General features: G+C 40.5%; 16 protein-coding genes and 2 pseudogenes. 13 read left to right on the top strand and 5 right to left on the bottom strand.

The genetic code is table 11. The annotated features are described in order from the left end of the window. The first annotated feature begins 272 nt into the window (after positions 1 to 272). Complete coding sequence (gene rlmD, locus NST37_RS03890) at positions 273 to 1,661, top strand: 23S rRNA (uracil(1939)-C(5))-methyltransferase RlmD (protein WP_339186760.1); 1,389 nt, start codon at positions 273 to 275, stop codon at positions 1,659 to 1,661. Here rlmD and NST37_RS03895 read toward each other — a convergent pair. After that, entirely contained in the window at positions 1,658 to 3,196 is a 1,539-nt protein-coding gene (locus NST37_RS03895) for a recombinase family protein (protein WP_339186299.1), read from the bottom strand. The genes rlmD and NST37_RS03895 overlap by 4 nt on opposite strands. A gap of 239 nt (positions 3,197 to 3,435) precedes the next feature. Here NST37_RS03895 and NST37_RS03900 point away from each other — a divergent pair, with 239 nt between their 5' ends. From NST37_RS03900 to NST37_RS03935, 8 genes are all read left to right on the top strand, one after another. Then, complete coding sequence (locus NST37_RS03900; protein WP_339186301.1) at positions 3,436 to 3,612, top strand: hypothetical protein; 177 nt, start codon at positions 3,436 to 3,438, stop codon at positions 3,610 to 3,612. A 2-nt stretch (positions 3,613 to 3,614) separates the two neighbouring features. After that, positions 3,615 to 4,565 carry a hypothetical protein gene (locus tag NST37_RS03905; RefSeq protein WP_339186303.1) on the top strand — a complete coding sequence of 317 codons (951 nt, stop codon included), beginning with the start codon at positions 3,615 to 3,617 and terminating at the stop codon, positions 4,563 to 4,565. Positions 4,566 to 4,742: 177 nt separating this feature from the next. Next, on the top strand, positions 4,743 to 5,414 hold the full coding sequence (locus tag NST37_RS03910) for a hypothetical protein (protein ID WP_339186304.1): 672 nt from the start codon (positions 4,743 to 4,745) through the stop codon (positions 5,412 to 5,414). Between the two features lie 462 nt (positions 5,415 to 5,876). Beyond that, positions 5,877 to 6,386, top strand: coding sequence for a tetratricopeptide repeat protein (locus NST37_RS03915; protein WP_339186306.1), 510 nt, complete (start codon positions 5,877 to 5,879; stop codon positions 6,384 to 6,386). Between the two features lie 913 nt (positions 6,387 to 7,299). Beyond that, a complete protein-coding gene (locus tag NST37_RS03920; protein ID WP_339186308.1) occupies positions 7,300 to 8,706 on the top strand; it encodes an N-6 DNA methylase in 1,407 nt (468 codons plus the stop codon). A 96-nt stretch (positions 8,707 to 8,802) separates the two neighbouring features. Next, the gene (locus tag NST37_RS03925; RefSeq protein ID WP_339186309.1) at positions 8,803 to 10,956 is read left to right on the top strand and encodes an ATP-binding protein; all 2,154 of its coding nucleotides are present in this window, start codon (positions 8,803 to 8,805) and stop codon (positions 10,954 to 10,956) included. Then, the gene (locus NST37_RS03930; protein WP_339186311.1) at positions 10,949 to 11,548 is read left to right on the top strand and encodes a hypothetical protein; all 600 of its coding nucleotides are present in this window, start codon (positions 10,949 to 10,951) and stop codon (positions 11,546 to 11,548) included. The genes NST37_RS03925 and NST37_RS03930 overlap by 8 nt, the downstream gene beginning before the upstream one ends. After that, complete coding sequence (locus tag NST37_RS03935; RefSeq protein WP_339186314.1) at positions 11,538 to 12,197, top strand: HNH endonuclease; 660 nt, start codon at positions 11,538 to 11,540, stop codon at positions 12,195 to 12,197. The genes NST37_RS03930 and NST37_RS03935 overlap by 11 nt, the downstream gene beginning before the upstream one ends. 318 nt (positions 12,198 to 12,515) lie before the next feature. Here the strand turns inward: NST37_RS03935 and NST37_RS03940 are convergent, their stop codons facing one another. Next, a complete protein-coding gene (locus NST37_RS03940) occupies positions 12,516 to 13,730 on the bottom strand; it encodes an IS256 family transposase (RefSeq protein ID WP_251247396.1) in 1,215 nt (404 codons plus the stop codon). A gap of 118 nt (positions 13,731 to 13,848) precedes the next feature. Between NST37_RS03940 and NST37_RS03945 the strand changes: the two are divergent. From NST37_RS03945 to NST37_RS03955, 3 genes and pseudogenes are all read left to right on the top strand, one after another. Beyond that, positions 13,849 to 14,025 (top strand): annotated as a pseudogene (locus tag NST37_RS03945) (IS256 family transposase); the annotation flags it as partial. 405 nt (positions 14,026 to 14,430) lie between these two features. Then, positions 14,431 to 15,261, top strand: coding sequence for a polysaccharide deacetylase family protein (locus NST37_RS03950; RefSeq protein ID WP_339186316.1), 831 nt, complete (start codon positions 14,431 to 14,433; stop codon positions 15,259 to 15,261). A 134-nt stretch (positions 15,262 to 15,395) separates the two neighbouring features. Further along, the gene (locus tag NST37_RS03955; RefSeq protein ID WP_339186318.1) at positions 15,396 to 16,391 is read left to right on the top strand and encodes a hypothetical protein; all 996 of its coding nucleotides are present in this window, start codon (positions 15,396 to 15,398) and stop codon (positions 16,389 to 16,391) included. A gap of 185 nt (positions 16,392 to 16,576) precedes the next feature. Here NST37_RS03955 and NST37_RS03960 read toward each other — a convergent pair whose 3' ends face one another. Continuing rightward, positions 16,577 to 17,458, bottom strand: a complete 882-nt coding sequence (locus NST37_RS03960; protein WP_031932060.1) for a GNAT family N-acetyltransferase — start codon at positions 17,456 to 17,458, stop codon at positions 16,577 to 16,579. A 295-nt stretch (positions 17,459 to 17,753) separates the two neighbouring features. Between NST37_RS03960 and NST37_RS03965 the strand changes: the two genes are divergently transcribed. After that, positions 17,754 to 18,326 (top strand): GNAT family protein, encoded by a 573-nt coding sequence (locus NST37_RS03965; RefSeq protein ID WP_003389366.1) that lies wholly within the window; start codon positions 17,754 to 17,756, stop codon positions 18,324 to 18,326. 56 nt (positions 18,327 to 18,382) lie between these two features. On the opposite strand, the pseudogene NST37_RS03970 reads toward NST37_RS03965, so the two are convergent. Both NST37_RS03970 and NST37_RS03975 read right to left on the bottom strand, forming a co-directional pair. Next, positions 18,383 to 18,642 (bottom strand): annotated as a pseudogene (locus tag NST37_RS03970) (GNAT family N-acetyltransferase); the annotation flags it as partial. Between the two features lie 182 nt (positions 18,643 to 18,824). Further along, the gene (locus NST37_RS03975; RefSeq protein ID WP_339186320.1) at positions 18,825 to 20,324 is read right to left on the bottom strand and encodes a serine hydrolase; all 1,500 of its coding nucleotides are present in this window, start codon (positions 20,322 to 20,324) and stop codon (positions 18,825 to 18,827) included. Positions 20,325 to 20,384 lie beyond the last annotated feature (60 nt).

Consider the following 20,384-nt stretch of genomic DNA (forward strand, 5'->3'; position numbering starts at 1 on the left):
AATGACGGGGCGTCATGCAGCGAAATGGCGCCGCTTCCGTTTTCTAAAAGGAGAAAAGATTTGTGGCTAAGACAGCAAAGGATCAGCGTGGAAAACAGGCGGCAGCCAAGGCGAAACAGCCGAAGCAGCCAAGGCAAATAGAGCAGGGGAGACTAAAGCAGCCGAAACAGCAAAGCGATGCGAAGCAGCAAAACCAGAGGAACCAGCACAATCCTGCAGAGCAACGAAATCAGGCAAAACAGCCAGCGCGGCCAAAGCAACCCAAGCAGCTAGTGGGATTGCCCGTGCAATTGGGGCAAATCGTAGACGTGGACATTACCGGATTGAGCCACGAAGGAGCCGGTGTCGGACGGGTGGAAGGGTACACCTTGTTTGTGCCGGGAGCACTGGCGGGAGAACGGGCTCGCGTCCAGGTCAATCACGTCAAAAAGAATTTCGGTTTTGCCGAGCTGCTGGAAGTGGTGGAGAAGAGTCCGAACCGGGCTCTCCCGCCCTGTCCGGTGTACGACCGCTGCGGGGGGTGCTCGCTGCAGCATCTCGCCTACGAGGAGCAGCTCGTCCACAAGCAGCAGATCGTCAAGGACAACCTGCGCCGTATCGGCGGCTTCTCCGTAGAAGGGGAGGGTGCTGTGACGGTTCATCCGACACTGGGGATGAGCGATCCGTGGAGATACCGCAACAAGGCACAGGTCCCGATCGGCGAGCAGAACGGGGCTTTGGTCGGCGGCTTTTACGCAGAGCGCTCCCATGAGATCATCGATATGGACGAGTGCATGATCCAGCATCCCGCCAACGACGAAGCGGTAGCGGCCGTCAAGAAGCTCGCAGCAAGGCTGCAGATCAAGCCATACGACGAAGTGAACCATACCGGACTTTTGCGACACGTGGTCGTCAAGGTCGGCGCTCGCACAGGCGAGGTCATGGTCGTCCTGGTGACGACGGAGGAATTTATCCCGCAAAAGGAAAAGCTGGTCGCGTCCATCCGTGAGCAGCTTTCCGATGTGAAAAGCATCGTGCAAAACATCAACCCGGCCAGGACCAATGTCATTTTCGGGGACAAGACGGTTACGCTGTGGGGAAGCGACGTCATCTACGACTATATCGGACCGATCAAGTTCGCTATCTCTGCCCGCTCGTTTTATCAGGTGAATCCGGTGCAGACCGAGGTTTTGTACAACAAGACGCTGGAGTACGCCGGGGCTACGGGAACAGAGACCGTGATCGACGCCTACTGCGGGATCGGGACGATATCGCTCTTTCTGGCGCAGAAATCCCGCCATGTGTACGGGGTGGAGATCGTGCCAGAGGCGATTGCCGACGCGAATCGCAATGCCGAGCTGAACGGGATTGAAAATGTGACGTTTGAGACCGGACCAGCCGAGGCTGTCATCCCGGCCTGGAAGGAGCAGGGCATCCGCCCGGATGTGATCGTGGTCGACCCGCCGCGCAAGGGCTGTGACGAGGCGCTGCTGACGACGATCCTGGAGATGAAGCCGGAGCGTGTAGTGTATGTCTCCTGCAATCCGTCGACGCTGGCGAGGGATTTGAAGGTGCTGGCGGAGTTGTATGAGGTGAAGGAAGTGCAGCCGGTGGATATGTTCCCGCATACGGGGCATGTGGAGTGTGTAATATTGATGACGTTAAAGGGAGCTTCGAGTTAAGCCCCTTTTAACATCGGATTTCTGAAGTTGTAATGAATTTCAATGCGCCCATCCTCATAGACGAATACCTTGTCTATGAGCTTGTGGAGCAACTGTCGGAGAGTTTCTTCATCAGGAATCTCCAACTGAGCAAATTGCTGTATTTCCCTCTGAAAGGCACTGAGACTCGTCTCGGTGTCTTTTTCCTTGGAGAGCAGGTCTTCCAGTTCCATTTTTCTTTGGAGTAGTGATTTATAGTCTTTATCAATGAACTGGAATTGATCTTCATATGTAGCTTGGTCGATAACTTGGCGGGTGAGGAGTCGCAATAGCTCGTTCTTCTCCCGCCTTAAAGATTCAAGCTCGCGTAAAATTCGCTGTAACTCATCAGTTGCGCTAGCCATTTTATTCCCTGCCCTTTTTAATGCAAGCTGTACAAGTGACTTCATATTAAGGGAGTTGGACGCTAGTTCGCGAATATCCATGAGGACTCGCTCCTTTAGAAGTTCATGCTTGATGTAATGCTTCGAGCACTTCTTGCTTCCGTTCTTCTTGTACGTTGCACAGATATAGCCTTTTCTGTCATGCATGTAGTTTAACCCTGCACCACAATCTGGACAGAAAGCAAGGCGAGCAAATAGGGATTTGGTGCCACGACCTCTAAAGACTTTCTCCGCTTTCTTGTTAATCTTCTCTTGGACGGCTTCAAATTCTTCCTTGGTCACAAGAGCTTCATGGGCATTAGGAACAATTATCCATTGATCTTCCCCAAGCACTATCCGCTTCTTGTAGCCTCTCTGTTGATTGTATACCTTGTCTTTGAAGTCCACCTTTGACCGCCCTTGAACAAGGTCTCCCGTGTAATTCGGATTCTTCAGAATGATCTTTACTGATGTATCATGCCATTTGTCTCCTGCATTTTTAGCACCCAGTACGGAGCGAGGGGTGGGAATGTTGAGAGCGTTTAGATAGTTTGCGATCTTTTGCATTCCCCATCCTTCTTCGAGATACAGACGAAATATAAGCTTCACAGTAGGAGCGTGTATTGGGTTAGGAACGAGCTTTCCCCTAATCTTGTCGTACCCATATGGCGGGGTGCCATGAAATACACCTTTTCGTGACTTCTCAGCTATTCCAAAGCTAACATTAGATGAAATATCTTCACTCTGGCTTTGTGCCAGCATAGAGAAGATAGTTAGCCTTAACTCCCCGTCATCTTCGGATGAATTGTATCCATCTTTTGCTGAGATTACGGTTACTCCATGGCTTTTAAGTTTCCTGACAAGGGTTAGAGAGTCAACGGTATCTCTAGCCCAACGAGAGATTGATTTAATCAGGACAACGTCAAACCCTCCCTGCTCAGCATCCTTCATAAGCTTTTGCAGTTCTTTCCGCTTCACAGTGCTTGTTCCGCTTTTGCCCTCGTCGGCATAAATGCGAACGAGTTCCCACCCTTTTTCTCTTATGAAGTTTTCAAAGAACGATACTTGATTTTCCAAGCTGTCTTTTTGACTATCCAAGCCCGTACTTACTCGAGCATAAACCGCACATCTCATATAAATCTCCTCCTGCTTTGATCTATACGAGACGCACTACCAACTGTTAAGGGATTATAGCGCTTAACTCCTCGATCTGGAAGTCGTATAGAGCAATCGAGAGTATTTTTTGTTTTTCCTTACTAGCACCTCCCCCAGTACCTAGGATTTAGTATTGCCAAGACATCAGATGCGGGGGCGTTGTGATACCGACAGGAAAAATTCGACCATCTTTGATGTGCAATGGAGGAGGAAAAGTGTTGAGTCAAGTAACGAGAGTATTTAGTGACACGGGGAGCATTCAAGAATTGATGGAATCTGCCATCCAATCTTGTTGGAATATAGAGAAACGGAAAAACGGTTCTATTGGCGGGGAGAAAAAAGATGCTGTAACACCATCAACAACTACTTCAGATTTGAAGAAATCAACTGATTAGCCATGATTGATACAGTCAGAATGTATGGAGACTATCATATTGATTACAACAAAATAGATTCCCTGCCATGGACTCACACCTATACTTATGAGCATCTTGATGATACTGGGATGCTGGGAGAAGTGCGTGAGTATAAAAAGAAAGGCTCCTTGCTCTACATAAAGTACAATGTTGATACTCGGCGTCTGGGTGTTGAAGTCTCCATTCCCAAGTATTTATTCGGGAACAACGTACGGATGATTAAGGATAGTGACATACCGATATTCTTCCGTAAGCTGAACAATCAACTCTGGAATGAATTTTATCTTTACCCCCGCCATGACTCGGTGTATTGGACAGTGACACGCATGGACGTATGCTGGAATTTCCAAGTGGGCGGGGCGGTCAGGGAGTACATTGATGTATTGGGACAAATACACATCCCCAAGTATACGACTAGAGTTTACGGGGATAGGGAAACCGTGGAATGGATGAACAAAAGTATAAGAATGAGCTTTTACGATAAGGAACGGGAGTTATTAGCAAGGAAGGACACTTCAGAGGCGATTGAATCTGCTAGAGGAATGTTACGGTTTGAGTGTAATATCAGGAATAGCAAGCAACTCAAGCAATACAGTGAGAATAGGTGGGCGGGGGAGCTATTCCGTGAGCAGGTAGCTAAACAGATACTAGCAACCTATTTACAAAGGATAGGAGTAGACAAAGCATTCCAAACCTCCAATAAATTTGAACAGGCAAAACAGCTTATTGATGCCTATGGAATAGTAAAAGCTGAGCAATTGATGGGGTTCATTTTGTTGAATGATCTGTACGGACAGGAGTTTGTCAGAAAGAATTACACATCGTCAACATTGACGAGAAGGATGGATGATTTGAAAAAAGTAGGGATAACTCCCTTCTTTTCAGATAAAGAGCTACCCCCGCTTGATCTCAGTTTCTTGAATTTGTCCTAGCTTCACTTTCTCTATAATGCCTAGAAATCGGTGCGTGGTGCGGTTTCTAGGCATTTTTCATGTATTAAAATCCGCACCAATACGCAATTTTTTAGTACTAACGTCACAATTCGACCTATAACCAATCGTTATGTGGTAAAATTTTGTAGAAACTGTCATAATAGAGAGGGGATCATCGTGTTGTTAAAGGATAGTCCTAATAAAAAGGATATTCAAGCCCTATCAGTCCAGCTATGGAATGAACTTCAAGAGACTGATGAGAACTATGCAGAGTCATACCTTACTTGGTGTATTGAAAAACTACGAACAAATAAAGCTCATCAAAAGGAGCAGACAATAAGAAGAAAGCTGAATAGAAAAAATTTGACTCAACAAGATAGAGATCAATTAACAAGGGAATTGCAGAAAGTAAAACACAAAGATCACCCCAAAAATATTACAAAAGGAGATATAGTTCATGTCAAATTTGGTGTCAATTTAGGCGATGAACTTTCTGACCTTGATGGAAATTACAAGATTATAGACGGACACTACGCTATAGTGCTTGGGCAAAAAGGATTTATGTTCCATATTTTGCCGTTAACAAGTCAGCCTCAAAGATTAAACGATCCAGACTTAGAAATTTTCTTTGAAGGTTTAGCGCTGCCAGGTGGTTATGATAAAAGCCATCTTGCATTTGCAAAAATGCAGTTTATCCATATTAGAAGGATAAAACGTATTCACGGTATCCCAGAAGGTAAAAAAAGGTTAACTGATGAGCAGTTAAAAATATTAGATGAGAAATTAAGTAAACTTATGGCACTTAAGGCTTTCGTTACTAATGGAGAAAGTGCACAAGTAACTATTTAAAACTAATAAAGCAACTTTAATGAGTACCCGAATATAATAATGTGTAGTGTTTTTTGAAAAACTACATTACGTATCTGCAAATCATACAGATACAATTGTTGCATACAGGAAAGACCGACTACGGAAGGTCTTTCCCCAAATTGTTGACAGTATCACTTAAATGTGGTATCGTAATATACAGCAAATCATACGTAAGAAATGAAATTTGTTTTACTAAACATTCACACAGAAAAGACCTGCTACGGCGGGTCTTTTCGACTTTTAACAAGCTGAAAATTTCAGTACCCTGAAAAGTAATGTTCTTTTAGTTGGTAGTACGTCTCTTGTGTCCTTATTGCGTACTCTAGTCATGTGGAGTGTTGCTCGCTGTTAGTGCGGAGGGATATTGCTGTAAACTAAAAAATATATATTCCCCACTATAGAAAAGAGACATTATGGGCTGAGCAGAACAGGAGGTAAACGATGACAAGAGATCGTTTAGCAGAAGCCATTCGCCTGCGGGAAGAAGGGCGGGCCAAGCAAGACCAGGTGATTCTGCAGGAAGCCAGAACACTTCTTTTAGAGTTGGCGGCAGCATACCCCGATGACGCGGAGATACTCTTTCAGACCGGAGTGGCGCATGACAACTCCGGGTTGGGGGCACAGGCCGTGCCGTACTATATACGTGCCCTTGAATTGGGCCTCTCGGGACCGGACCTGGAGAGATGCTTGCTCGGTCTGGGCAGCACCTGCCGCTATTTGGGAAACTACCAGCAAGCGGAGGAGGTACTGCGACGAGGTGTGAAAGAGTTTCCGCATAACCGGGCGATCCAGGTTTTGTACGCGATGGTTCTGTACAATACGGAACGTTACAAGGAAGCAATGGAAATCGTTTTGACTAATTTGCTGGAGACCACAAATGATGAGAAACTTCAGTATTTCAAACGAGGACTATTGTACTACTCAACACATCTTGACGAAAGATCATCTTGAGCAACCAAGTTTAAACGTACTGTTGCTTCCACACATGTGGAGTCGGTTTGTTCTCTAATTTATATAGGTTTTGACGACAGGACGTAATGAAGACCTGCTTTTCATTATCATTCAAGTCGTGACTGGAGATTGCCGGATACATTTCCATTTGTGCAGAAAATAAAATTAGAACTTCCTTTCCTACAAAGTCTACCACTGAGCATAAAATTTTACTGGTAAGCTGACCGAACTTCAGGTATTTTCCCTGATTTACGCTCAGCTTTTTTTTTGCTCTTATTCGCTCTTCAGCCCCTTCTTTTACGAAAACCAAACTGGTGTTTTCTCTTATTTTTTCTATATTCTTTCGCATGAGTTTACTCGGTTTTAACGGCAAACTCAGAAGATTTGGAGGGAAAAGATGAGAAATTAGAAGATAGGAGGGCCTACAAAATGTTATCACTACAATGACTATCATAAGATCGGAAATAGACTGCATATCAAAGTGACAGATTGTTGCATTTTCGAGTCATTCAGATATAATGTTTACAGTTAGAAATGTTAGGACAAGACGGAGCGGAAGGACATAGTCCTTCCGCTTTCGTTTTATGGTAGTGAAAAAGTATGATTATAACAATTTTCCTTACCAAGATATAAAGATGATTTAGTTGTATGGGGGTATTCAATTTAATATAATAAAACTTTTTTAACTCCTTATTCTCAAATGAGTCTTTGATTTTTTTATATTTACCGTTAGGACTATTTGAAAATATAATTGTTCCGTAGAGTCACTAAAATAACAAAATAAGAAAAGATAACAATATATGATAAAATATCATCTTTGTTATAAGTTTAAAAATATATCAGCTTTAGGTAGAGGTGTTGGCATGATATTAGATTTTTTTAAAAAACTTAAGAAAGGCAGGAGTAAAAAATAATGATAAAAAAGTGTCAGGTTTTTACTCCTGCTCAAAATGTAAAAGATCTCTTAAATGCTGTAGGGTACAAAAAAGATCTGTATGGGAAAAAAGTGCTTGAAAATGCATGTGGTGATGGAAACATTCTGAAGGAAATAGTTAGAAGATATATTGAGGATTCACTATGCAACAAGAAGAGTATTGATGAAATTAAAAAAGGTTTAGAGCGTGATGTGTATGGTATAGAGATTGACGTTGTACACTTTGCTAGGTGCTTAAGCAATCTTGACGAAATAGCTACATCTTATGGCATTAATAATGTAAAATGGAACATTTTAAATATCGATTTTTTAAAACAATATAAAAAAAATGAGTTTGATTATGTAATTGGAAATCCTCCGTATATCACTTATCGAGACTTGGATGATGAAACTAGAAGTTATTTAAAAGAACATTTTATTTCTTGTACACATGGCAAATTTGATTATTGCTATGCTTTTATTGAGGCAAGCCTTTCTTGTTTAAACTCCTCTGGTAAGTTAGCATATTTGATTCCAAGTAGTATTTTTAAAAATGTCTTTGGGCAAAAGTTAAGAGATATGATTTTACCGAGCGTTGTAAAAATCATAGATTTTACTACTCAAAAATTATTTGAAGAAGCTCTTATTTCCTCGGCCATATTGGTTTGTGATAAAGGTGTAACTACCGAAATTATTGAATATCACGATGTAGCAAACGGTACAATACTTACGATACCAAAGATTAAACTAGTTGGGAAATGGAAATTTTCTGACTGCAAGCCAGACAGTAAATCCAAAAGAAGATTCGGGGACTATTTCTCAGCAGCTTCCAGTATTGCAACGTTGTACAATAAAGCATATATTTTATCGAAGTTTAAAGAAGAAGGAGAGTATATTGTTGTTGATAACTTTAAAATAGAGCGTAATTTAGTAAGAGAAGGAGTAAGTCCTAAATCTTTAAACTTCAATAAATCAGTACTGATTCTATTTCCATATAGGTATCACGAAGATATTTTAGTAAGATATAGAAGAGATGAATTCGAGAAAAAATTCCCGGAAGCCACTAAGTATCTTAAATCTTTTGCAAAAGAGTTAAGTAAACGAAAATCAGATAAGAGCATCGAGTGGTTTGAATATGGTCGTACTCAAGCGTTGTCACATTTGAATCAACCTAAGCTTCTACTTTCTACTGTAGTGACAAAAGAAGTAAAAGTATATGAGTTATCAAAAGAAAGCATTCCCTATTCGGGGATCTATATAGTAGCTAAAAAAAACGTATCTTTAGCTAAAGCAAAAGAAATTTTGGAAAGTAAAGCATTTTACGAATATGTTCAGGAAATTGGAGTTAATGCAAGTGGCAGCTCCCTTCGAATTACTGCTGCTGATATTAACAATTATGAGTTTTAAGTAAAACTTTTTATCGTTTAATTTGATATTAAAATGGATTTTGAATAAGCCTCTATAAGAATATTGATTTGGAATCAATTAAGAGGAGGATGTTGTGTGGAAGAACTTAAATATGTGATCGAAGATAGTACGATTGCCGAGTTGCTAGGTGTTCAAAACTTTACAAATGAAGAATCTGCCATTCTTGAATTAGTTAAGAATGCATTCGATGCACAAGCTACGAAGTTAGATATCATATTTAAGGATAATGAGCTTATTATTAAAGATAATGGAATAGGTATGAATTACAAAGATATTAAACAACATTGGATGCATATTGGAAAAAGTAATAAGAACTATGAGATCATAGATAAAAATAAGAAAAAAAGGGTTCTTGCTGGATCAAAGGGGATCGGAAGATTTGCTTTGTCACGCCTCGGATCAAATATAACACTCTACTCTCAAACAAATAATCCTGACGATAAGTCTGTGTTATGGATTACCAATTGGAATCGGAGCACGTTGCAAGAAAAGGATCCTTTGGATGAGTGCGGAACAAAGATAATTATTAATGGGCTACGAGAAAAATGGAACAAAGTACGTATAGAGAAATTAATTAAGTATTTATCTAGGACATATAATGATAACCTTATGGAGATTAATATAACTTTTGAAAATATTACAAAGTCGGTTCAGAAATACTTTGTCGAGCCTAAACTAGGTTATAATTGCACAAGTAAAATAAGTATAAAGTTTTTGTCCGAAAAATGCTCTTTAGTATGTAGTGTTCATTCAGATGAATTCAAGAATGAGGCAAAGAAATATTGTGGCAATATTGATTTGTGTAACTACGAAAATACTGTAAATTGTTTTAATGAATTATTAAATGATAAAGAAATATTACTGTCAAAATTTGAATTAGAACAAGTCTTAAGAAACCTCGGCGACTTTTCGGCTGAATTTTACTTTAGCCTTAAAGAATCTGCAACGAAAGATGTTGAGAAGTTTTTATATAAATATAGTATCCTTCCTGAAAGGTATGAAAGTGGGATAATTCTTTATAGAAATTCATTTAGTATTACTTCATATGACGGAACTAAGGATTGGCTCGGTTTAGGAAAAAGATCTAGATTATCACCTGCCGCAGCCACTCACCCGACAGGTTCATGGCGAGTGAGAGAAAACCAATTAGCTGGGAAAGTAGAAATTGACAAAAAGACTAACGAGATGTTAAAGGATTTATCTAATAGACAAGGTCTCGATGAAAATATATACTATCAAATTTTTCTTAAAATCTTAGACAAGGGTATTGCTGAATTTGAGAGATATCGCCAATCAATTATTCGAAAAATAGATGTAAAAAATCGAAATGTTAAGAAAGATAAAAAAGTAGTGGATAAGGTACTCAAAAATCCAAATGAAATGAAAAACTTGTCAAAAGAGGAAGTTGATAAGTTTATTGCAGAAATAAAAGAGTATAAGAAAGAGAATTCGGATTACAAAAAAGAAATTCATAGTACTGAAGAGCGATATAAGTATGACATTAGAATATTAAACGTTTTGGCAACTTCCGGGTTGAAAGCTACCGCAATTGCTCATGAAATGCATAATGATAGAAACAGTATTGCACAGAATTGTGATAGTATTATTGAAGCTATGAAAGAATTTGGAATATGGGATTTTGTTAATGATAAAGAACGAACTAAGTATGCTTATTCAAATATTCCAGAATTACTAGACAAAAATAAAAGGGTAAATTCAAAGTTAGTTTCTTTTATGGACACTATGTTGGAAGAAGTAGAAAAAAGTAAATTTTTTGCAGAAGAACACAACATACTTGAATTGTTAAATGATGTAAAGTTGGTTTGGGAACGGGACTACGCATGGGTCAAGATAGAATTAGATTTATCCTCAACAATTCATTATGTTTTGCCAGAAGACGTTTTAAAAGTTATTTTTGATAATTTAATTTTAAATAGTATCCAGCATAATGAAGATAGAAATCATTTATCAATATATATTCATGTTGTTTCTAGTAATGGGGGGTTAGAATTTCTATATAAAGATGACGGCAAAGGATTGGATCAGAAATATATCGATAATCCTATGAAGATACTTGAAGTTCATGAAACCTCTAGAAAACAAGGTCATGGATTAGGAATGTGGATAGTCAATAATACAGTTGTGATGTCTGGGGGGCAAATATCAGAAATCAAAGGAACTGGAGGCTTTAGTATTCTATTTACACTTGGAGGTAATTTCAATGGATAAGATAAATATAGTTTATGTAGATGATGAGCCAGACATAAACATTTCTAAATATCTAAATAAAGAGTACGATCATGATCAGTTTATAATAGAATATGATGAAGTTTGTTTTAAAAGTGAAGAGGGATATGATAGTCTTATAAATAATCCTTTGATTAAAGGGGCAAATATAATTTTAATTGACTCAAAACTCTTCGAAAACGATAGTGCCGTTACTGGAAAGTTTTCTGGTGAAGAATTTAAAATGATTCTCAAAAAAATGTTTCCTTTTATTGAAGTTTTAGTTATAACCCAGAATGATCTTGGAGAAGATTATGGAACAATTCAAAAATATAGAAGAGACGTGAAAGAGACTCCTCAACAATATTATGCTATGATATTGAAAAAAGTACTGGATGATGCGATTCAAAATATCATTATTTACCGAAATATAGCTAATAAACTCAAAGAAAACGAGGGTATTGATAAGGTTCTTATTGAAAAAATAATGAGTTCGTTAGATGGAACCTCTCAATATGATGAGTTAACAACTAAAGATATAGATGATATAATTTCTGCATTTAGGGAACTGAAGAGGGATATAGATGGGAAATGACTATAGAAATACTGAGTACTGCAGTATATTACAAGACTTGGATTCTAAAAAGAAAGCATTGAATGATGAAATACGCAAAAATCATCCAACAGTAAGAATTATCTATAATAAAGTCAAAGAAAACGATAAATGTTATAAAGTGAAGTTTATGGAGATTTATAATTATAAATGTAGCTATTGTGGAAACTCAATAGATAATATAAGCTCGACTCTATTTGAAGTAGATCATTACATATGTGAGTCATCATTTGATTCAAAAGAAATTGCCGGAAGAATAGAAAATTTAGTATTAGCATGTTATGACTGTAACAGATCAAAAGGTAGTCTTTTGATTAAAGAAGGATACATTGATACTTTAAATCCTGATTTAGAACATATAAAAAATGTATTCTTTAGGGATGACCATTACTATATCCAAATCTCTGAAAAATATAAACACGATGATTTCATAAATCAATTTTATGAAAAGTTAAAATTAGGATATCAATCTAGGAGATTGGATTTTTTGCTTATGAATATGAACGGGCTATGTAAAAAATTAGATGGAAGTCCACAAGCTGCAAAATTGAATGTTATTCTAAGGAAATTGCAACAAAAAAGAAACCTGACAAGTTGTAAAGAACTTCCTCAAGAGTACGTATTAGCATAAGTAAATAATATCCTTGAATAATAATGTGGACAAAGGCTCGATAATTTACCGAGCTTAACCGATTTCCAAATGGGTTGGACTTATCCTGCAGGTGTTATAGAAATCATAAGGACAACCAAGTAAAAAGGAATTGGGGTCTGTCAAGGGTCTGTCAAGATTTTTGTGTAAACTCAATCAACCAATATATGAACAGGTTTCATCCCCCTAATTGGGACATCTTTTTCGGAGCCAATAGAGTCAAGGGCGTGAGGCGAAGCGAACCCTTGACGCGTTGGTGGAGAGAAAGATAATCCCTTCGGGGATGAAGCCTTTCATTTGTTAACGGATGTACGGCTGTACCCGATCTTCAAAGAAAACGGATAGCTGTAAGAGAATCTGGCCCCAGTTCTGAACTCGTCCCGTCCACTTTCGTAGAACATCCATGGTTACGAGATATAACATCTTCAAAAGGGCATCATCTGTGGGAAACATGGCTTTTCCTTTTGTCACCTTTCGAAGCTGTCGATGATAACTCTCGATCACGTTAGTTGTATAAATCAGCTTTCGAATCTCTGGAGGATATTTAAAGAAAGTGGCAATCTCGTCCCAGTTATTCCGCCAGGAACGAACCATCAAGGGATATCTACTGCCCCAGGTTTGTTCAAACTGATCGAGTTCTTCCAACGCGGCTTGCTCCGTTGGAGCCTTGTAGATAGGTTTTAGCTCGGACGTGATCTTTTTGAGATCCTTATAGGAAACATACTTGATGGAATTTCGGATTTGATGGATAACACATTTCTGAATCTCCGTCTTCGGATAACATGCAGAGATGGCTTCTGTAAAGCCACGAAGATTATCGACGCTTGTAATGAGAATATCCTGGACTCCACGATTTTTCAGTTCGTTGAGGACATGCAGCCAGAATTTTGCCGATTCATTCTCCCCAATCCAGATCCCAAGCACATCTTTATGACCGTCAAGGTCAATACCAATGACCATATAGGCGGCTTTATTGACGATAGCTCCGTCCTGTTTTACCTTAAAGTGAATGGCGTCAAGGAAAACAACAGCATAAACCGCTTGCAAGGGGCGATTTTGCCACTCTTTGATCATCGGTACAATCTTATTCGTTACATTTGATATGAGCGTTGGTGAGACTTCGATGCCATAGAGCTGCTGCAGATGGTCTTGGATATCGCGTGTGGATACGCCTTTGGCATAGAGAGCAAGAATTTGATCTTCGATCCCTGTAACATTGGATTGATGTTTCTTTACAATGTTTGGTTCAAAATCACCCTCTCGATCTCGAGGGACTTGGATGTCGACATCCCCGTACTCAGAACGGACGGTTTTCTTGCTATACCCATTGCGACTGTTGGTTGTCCGCTTGTTTTTCATGTCATGCTTGGCGTATCCAAGAGAGGACTCGATTTCAGCTTCCAGCATTTCTTGGATTGTGTCTGCGAATAGATCCTTTAACGCTGACTGTACGTCGTCCACTGACTTCATGTTTTTCTCTTTGATCCACTGCTTGATCTGCTCTTTTGACATCATAAAAATCTCCCAACCTTTCTACTCCTAATTGTAGTTTAGAGGTTGAGAGTTTACACAAAATATTTTACAGACTCAGGAATTGTTCTTTTTTCGTGTGTTCATAAGAACAATAGCTTCTCGTATAGTCATGAAGGGAAAAGCCGTCTTTCCCACAGACGATGCTCTTCTCAAAATGTTATACCTCATAACCATGGATGTCCTACGTAAATGGACGGGACGAGTCCACAATTGGGGCCATATTCTCATGCAGCTATCTGTTTTCTTTGAGGATCGCGTACGACCACACATCCGATAACAAAGAAAAGAAAGGCTTCATCCCCGAAGGAATTGTCTTTTTCTACACCAACACGTCAAGGGTTCGCTTCGCCTTACGCCCTTGACCCTATTGGCTCCGAAAAAGATGTCCTAATTAGGGGGATGAAACCTATTAGGGGGAGGAAACCTTTTCATATATTGAGGTTGGCTTAGTTTACACGAAATTCTTGACAGATCCGAAAAAACGGTATGAAGCATTTTGCTTTATACCGTTTTTATGTGCCTTGTTGTCACCGTTCATCATATGTTCACTTTAAGAATAGTATGTTCGTTTGCAACTATTCAAGAATGTCATGGAGTCAAGAGTAAACCCCGCCTTATTGTGTCACAAAAATTACCGGGCTGGATCTAATAGATAAACACAATAAAGGTAGAGGGGAATACTATGTATCGTTTTTGTCTGGTCTTACTCGCGTTTGGAATATATTTCCTGATTGTCAGCTATTCAAAACAACCTGTCTATTATCAGGACAAAGCTATCGTACTGACGTATCACCATCTTGATTTTGTTGAAAATGATGCTACGCTGTCTCCATCTACATTTGCACAGCATTTAGACACTCTTATCCAAAAACAATATAACATTATCAGCATGGAAACCTTCGTAAAATTTATTCGTACAGGTGAAAAGATACCTCCAAATGCTGTTGTTTTGACATTTGATGACGGATATGAAAGTTTTTATACCTATGCTTATCCTGAGCTGAAAAAGCGAGGTATTTCTGCTGCCAATTTTCTGGTTATGAAATCGACAGACGTTTTCGACCCGGCGGCAATTCCGCATCTCACGTGGAACCAAATACAGGAGATGAAAGCGAATGGTATGAGTTTTTACAGCCATACCTATGATCATCATCGTAAAATGAAAACAACTCAGGACGGAAACAGTAAGCCCATGTTAGCCAATAGAATCTACTTGGAAAGTGAAAAACGCATTGAATCGCAGGAAGAGTATAAAATGCGGATAAAAGCCGATCTTGAATTGGCTGAAAAGAGACTGTTCGAAGAATTAGGTGAACACTCCCGTCTCCTGGCTTATCCATATGGAGCCTACAACGAAACAGTAATCCAGGTTGCTGCGGAATTAGGTTATGAGTTGTTCTTTACAGTAGAAGAAGGGATTAACGATAGGAACCAACGAAAAATTTTTCGGATAAATACGAACAGAAAATCGGCAGAAGACTTGATAGAGACACTACAGAAGTATTCAATGTAATAATGTGCTCACTGCTCATCAGGAATGATTCATAACAAGTTCTACCGGTGCGAGCCCCTTCCAACCATTGGAAGGGTTTTTGTCTTTAAAATGGAATAATAGTCCAAGTCAAGCCGATTGAACGGAGGAGTACAATGGGACACCGAGCGAATCTGATCATTGTGAGAAATCATTCATACGAGTTGTATTACAGCCACTGGTGTGCAAACACCTTGCCAAAAAATATATTTTGGGGAGAACAATACGCTATCAAATTTATCGAAATGCAGACGAAGGTAGATGAGTCTGGATGGTTGAATGATGCTTGGGCTGAAGGCGGAGCCATTCTTGTTGCAGATAAAAAAAAGGTAATGTTCTATGGGGGCGAAGATATACGCTACAACATTCCGCTAAGAGATCTCTATGTAAAACTTATGGGATACATTTGGGAGGGGTGGGAAATCAAATGGGCTTACGAAGGTATTGTAGACCTGGCAGCCTACGTAGGTTACCCAAAGGAAAAAGTGCTAACGGATCGTAAAAACGATTGCGCTCATACGAGCTTAGCTCCTCCGGAGGAGAAAGACTGGGTTGATACAGTGGCAAGCGTAAAGTTTTCTCCAAACGAAATGCTACTGTTTCCATTATGGGGAGGGATCGATAATTATTTGCCATATGGACCTGATTTGGTAAATCGAATAGATAAAGCCTATGGGTATCCACGTATATCTTTAAGTGAATGGTCCCATGATTTTCCGATCGGAGGCTTCCATATTGATATGGAACGGAGAAGATTGGAATTTTGGCATGCAAATGTAATCCCAAACATCTCCCAACAACTTCAAGAGAAATGGTCTGATTGGGAGGTTGTCAATCATTATGGAGATTACGAATCGCAATGCAGGTGTACAGACGGGCTGTTGCAGTTCCAGGATATGAGCCACCATCACTTGCTGGAGACCTTGAAGACTCAACTGCTGAAAGAATCATCGAATCCAGTGGATTCATTAGCTCTCTTCGTTCAAAAAGAGGCAGAGGCAGGAAAAAAGGTAGAAGTAAACCCTTACGCTTTGAAGCATGACACATATGAGCTGTCCAGGAATGTGAAAGAACAAATACTAGACGAAGCTATGGAGAAGCTACAATTCTAGTACACGGAGCCCTCCCGCCAGAGTGTATTGCTGAATGATCGGGTCGACAAATGGAACAACTGAGAGGTTTACACTACAGCAGGGGAGAAAGCGGGGGAACTGCTGGTCTGAAAGGCAGCCGAAAGTCCCTCGAAAGAAATTATGCTTCAAAAAAACTGCCCGACCAAAAGCGGGCAGTTTTGACATCAAGCAATGGATGTGATCGGATGTTTAACGTATGGGGGGTAGATGTTCCCCTCATTTGCTCTTACAAATAAACCGCCATCATAGATCTCGCTTTTTACTTCGATCCCCTCATAGTCAGGAGTGAAATGGAACGTTACTTTTTCCGTATCGCTGCCTGCAATCTTGGTCAAAATATCGTGAATGTTGACTTCCTTCGTGCTAATGACATCGAAAAGATCGAGGTGATTGTTTTCCTTTTTATAGATCGCAAGAACGTCCTCGTTTTCCAAGTAATACAGATCGTCGCCAAATACGTTCAGGCAATAAAACATGAAGATTCCTTGAGCGCCATCCGTTCCAAAACGCTGAGAAACAGGCAGCCTTTCTGAAGCAAGCCTGTAAATGAAACGAAGATCAGCTTCATCATTTACAGTAAGCTTTCGAATGCCTGTATCCGCACTAGGGCTCGGACTTGGCGTAAAATCCATCGAAAAGAGATGCTCTTCTGCCGGTTTGAATCCAAACCGGGGATAAAAATCGAGAACCGTTTTGTTCGCAAAAAGGTACATGAAATCATACTGATTTTCATATTCCTCTAAAACCTTGTTCATCAACCTTGCAGACAGTCCCTGTTTTCGATATTCCGGATGAGTCATGACCGTTCCGATTTGTATCGCTTTTTTCTTCTCGCCATCCATAATGAGCGAAAGCAGGTTAACAGAAACATTTGCGACAACGGTTTCTCCCTCAACAAATGAAAAGGGTATGTACCGTTCATTCCAAAACCCTTTTTGATACCACGTTTCAAATTGGATGCCAAAAGTGCTGGCAGCAAGTTCGGATAAACTCCTTCGAAGTGCCTCGTTGGTTTTATAATCCTTCATAAATGCAAGTTCACGCATTTCAGTTGCCCCCTGAATTAAAAAGTTGAGGATAAACAGGCAGTTCGAGCAAGCTTCTCTCCTAGCTTACCACTGTCACACCTCGCCGGCTTATGAAGATTGACGATTACTTGCGTGGAATATAGCGTGTTGCAGCAAAAAGGAAAAGGGTAAAAGTGGAGAGTGAGCGAAAGTAACATTATCCCAATCAGCCATTTCACCGTAATTCTCGGGATGATCTTAGGCAATTGCGAAAAGCCTGCTGTTACAATACTTGTAGCACGATACCAACGACGCCGAAAGGGAAGGATCACGTATGGATACGAATGCCGTTTTCGATGAGTTTCCGATCATAAAATCCGACCGTTTCATCCTGAAAAAGATTGATGCCAATCATCTGGAGGATGTATTTGAGATTTACAGCAATGACAAGGTGTTTGAATATTGCGGAATCATCCCGAAGCACAATAAAGAGACGGTGAAGTCGATGATCGGGCATTTTGAGAGGGACTTCAATAAAAAGTCCCGAGTAAAATGGGGCATATTCACTCATGTTGAAAGCGACAAACTGGTTGGCATCATCGAAGCATTCGATTTTAACCAGAAGGTGAATATGGTGACGATCGGGTACTTTTTGGCGGAAGCGCACTGGGGGAAAGGGATTGCTACAGAGGCTGTGAAAGCATTGGTACGATTTCTGTTTCATGAAGTGAACGTAAACCGAATACAGGCCGAAGTCATGCCTCCAAACGAAATTTCAAAGAAGGTATTGATAAAGAATGGGTTTGTCAAAGAAGGCACACTGCGACAAGCAACCGTATGGTCGGGGAAGGGCGTAGTTGACCTGGAGATCTACAGCATTCTAAAAAATGAGTATAAAAATGAATAAAACAAAAGGGTTTGATATGTATTTGACACAAAAAAACGGAAAGCGGGGAAAAAAGGGCGCGTACCAATTCCCTTCCCGTGCTGATCAGGGTCGACGAACAGCATCTCGAATTTCGGCCCATTCAGTCCAATAAATCCGGTTGGTTCTTGAAGCTCGTTTACTGCCACCCAGACCTCAAGTTCTTTCATTGCTTCGTTTTGAACGATGTTTTTGTAAAACTGAATATCTTCTTCTGTCAGGAAAGTGTGGGTGGAACTACAGCCCGATACCAAATATCTACCAATCTTTCATGATCTTTTTCTTGGCAGCCGGCAATTTCACCCTCCCATAATATGCTGACAAACAAATCAGCCTCTTCAAACGAGAAGAGGCTGAATCCTTTTTTCCTGCCATCGTATTTCCTTCACATTGCACATCTTGCGAGTAGCGAAGCGGCATAAATCCAACGTTCAGATTGTTTGTCTCAAAATGCTTGAACTGTTATACGAAAAGATAATCCTACTCGTCTTTGAACAATTCAACAATCTCCCGGAAGACCGTAATCTCTTCTCCCAAATCCTCTTCGGAAGAATTCACGCTAGTCTTCACGATAATCATATTTTCATTCTGGTTGACGTAAATATTTTGTCCATAAATGCCGTTGGCCAAAATTTCCTTATTGTCCGGGTCGGGGCTTGGCGGAATCCACCATTGATACTTGTAGAATGGGAAACCTTCACTGCCGATATACGTTTCTTTTACCCAATCCTCGGAGATGATCTGTTTTCCGTTCCAGTTGCCGTTATTCAAGTACAGCCGGCCAAACTTGGCGTAATCCCGCAGGGAGGCATTCAGATAGGCAAACGTCATGTCATCGCCGTGCAGGTCGGTGTTCCAGTATGCGGAGTGTTCCATGCCGAGCGGCTTCCAGATTTTTTCCTCCAGATATTTGGATGGCTGCTTGCCTGTTGTTTTCTTGATGAGCATGCCAAGCACTTGCGTATCGGACCCTTTGTAGGTAAAGGTGCCGGGGGATGCGTCCGAAGGCAGGGTCGTCATCATCTCATTGAAGGATTCCTTCTCCACAAATAGTCGATTGTACCATTCGGTGATAAAAGGCTCTTCATAGACCGGATATTTGACGCCGGAAGCCATGTTGAGAATATCCTTGATCGATACGCCGTCATAACCGGAATCCTTCAGCTCCGGAAGATAATCCGTGATGGGATCATCGACGCTGTTTATGTAGCCTTCGTCAATGGCGATGCCGACCAGCGCAGAGGTAAACGACTTGGACATGGACCAGGATGTATTCAATGTTTTCTGGCTATTTCCGTGGTAATATCGCTCGGTAACGATTTTATCGTCTTTGATGACAAGCAGGCCGGTTGTTACCGTTCGCTTCAGCAGATCTTCAAATTTGTGCTGCTGCTTGTTGTAGGTATAGGTGAAATTGGGCAAATCGCGGAGCTTCTTTTTGAACGTAAAGGTGTTCTTCTTATCGTTTTTGATCTTGTGGCTGGGAAAAATTTTATTCATGGATCGGAAGTTTTTAATGATTTTATCTTTGTCAAAAAGTGTTAAAAATTTGGTGTGATCATACTTGGAACGAACGGAAGACTCGTTATCCTCTTCGATAACAGAATCTTCGAGATTGCCCTCTTCGGTAACAGAATCGTCGAGGCTGCCGTCCTCGGTAACGGAATCTCCGACGCCATCTTCTTCGGTAACGGAATCTCCGACGCCATCTTCTTCGGTAACGGAATCTCCGACGCCATCTTCTTCGGTAACGGAATCTTCCAGGCTGTCTTCTTCAGTAATGGAATCTCCGAGACTATCTTCTGCGGTATCAGAATCTCCGACACGATCATCCTCTTGGTCGAGGTCTTGTCCGATCTGAGAATCAGGATTAGGTGTTTGTGCAGATGCATGCGATGGCAAAAGAAAAGAGTGAGTGGTGAGTACACCTACCAACAAGGCGCTGACTGCCAGTGGCAACAACTTCTTTTTCTTTGACATGAATAGAAAACACTCCTTTTTATTTTGTAACAACATCACAAATATGTATATATATTACAT

The sequence above is a fragment of the Brevibacillus sp. FSL K6-6036 genome, from assembly GCF_037964015.1.
Taxonomy (GTDB): Bacteria; Bacillota; Bacilli; order Brevibacillales; family Brevibacillaceae; genus Brevibacillus; species Brevibacillus borstelensis.

Bases quoted from the DNA above. Each gene is read 5' to 3' on its own strand.
- NST37_RS03965 (WP_003389366.1), top strand. From the start codon at position 17,754: ATGGATACGAATGCCGTTTTCGATGAGTTTCCGATCATAAAATCCGAC.
- NST37_RS03895 (WP_339186299.1), bottom strand. From the start codon at position 3,196: ATGAGATGTGCGGTTTATGCTCGAGTAAGTACGGGCTTGGATAGTCAA.
- NST37_RS03955 (WP_339186318.1), top strand. From the start codon at position 15,396: ATGGGACACCGAGCGAATCTGATCATTGTGAGAAATCATTCATACGAG.
- NST37_RS03915 (WP_339186306.1), top strand. From the start codon at position 5,877: ATGACAAGAGATCGTTTAGCAGAAGCCATTCGCCTGCGGGAAGAAGGG.
- NST37_RS03930 (WP_339186311.1), top strand. From the start codon at position 10,949: ATGGATAAGATAAATATAGTTTATGTAGATGATGAGCCAGACATAAAC.
- NST37_RS03950 (WP_339186316.1), top strand. From the start codon at position 14,431: ATGTATCGTTTTTGTCTGGTCTTACTCGCGTTTGGAATATATTTCCTG.
- NST37_RS03905 (WP_339186303.1), top strand. From the start codon at position 3,615: ATGATTGATACAGTCAGAATGTATGGAGACTATCATATTGATTACAAC.
- NST37_RS03940 (WP_251247396.1), bottom strand. From the start codon at position 13,730: ATGATGTCAAAAGAGCAGATCAAGCAGTGGATCAAAGAGAAAAACATG.
- NST37_RS03975 (WP_339186320.1), bottom strand. From the start codon at position 20,324: ATGTCAAAGAAAAAGAAGTTGTTGCCACTGGCAGTCAGCGCCTTGTTG.
- NST37_RS03920 (WP_339186308.1), top strand. From the start codon at position 7,300: ATGATAAAAAAGTGTCAGGTTTTTACTCCTGCTCAAAATGTAAAAGAT.
- NST37_RS03935 (WP_339186314.1), top strand. From the start codon at position 11,538: ATGGGAAATGACTATAGAAATACTGAGTACTGCAGTATATTACAAGAC.
- NST37_RS03960 (WP_031932060.1), bottom strand. From the start codon at position 17,458: ATGCGTGAACTTGCATTTATGAAGGATTATAAAACCAACGAGGCACTT.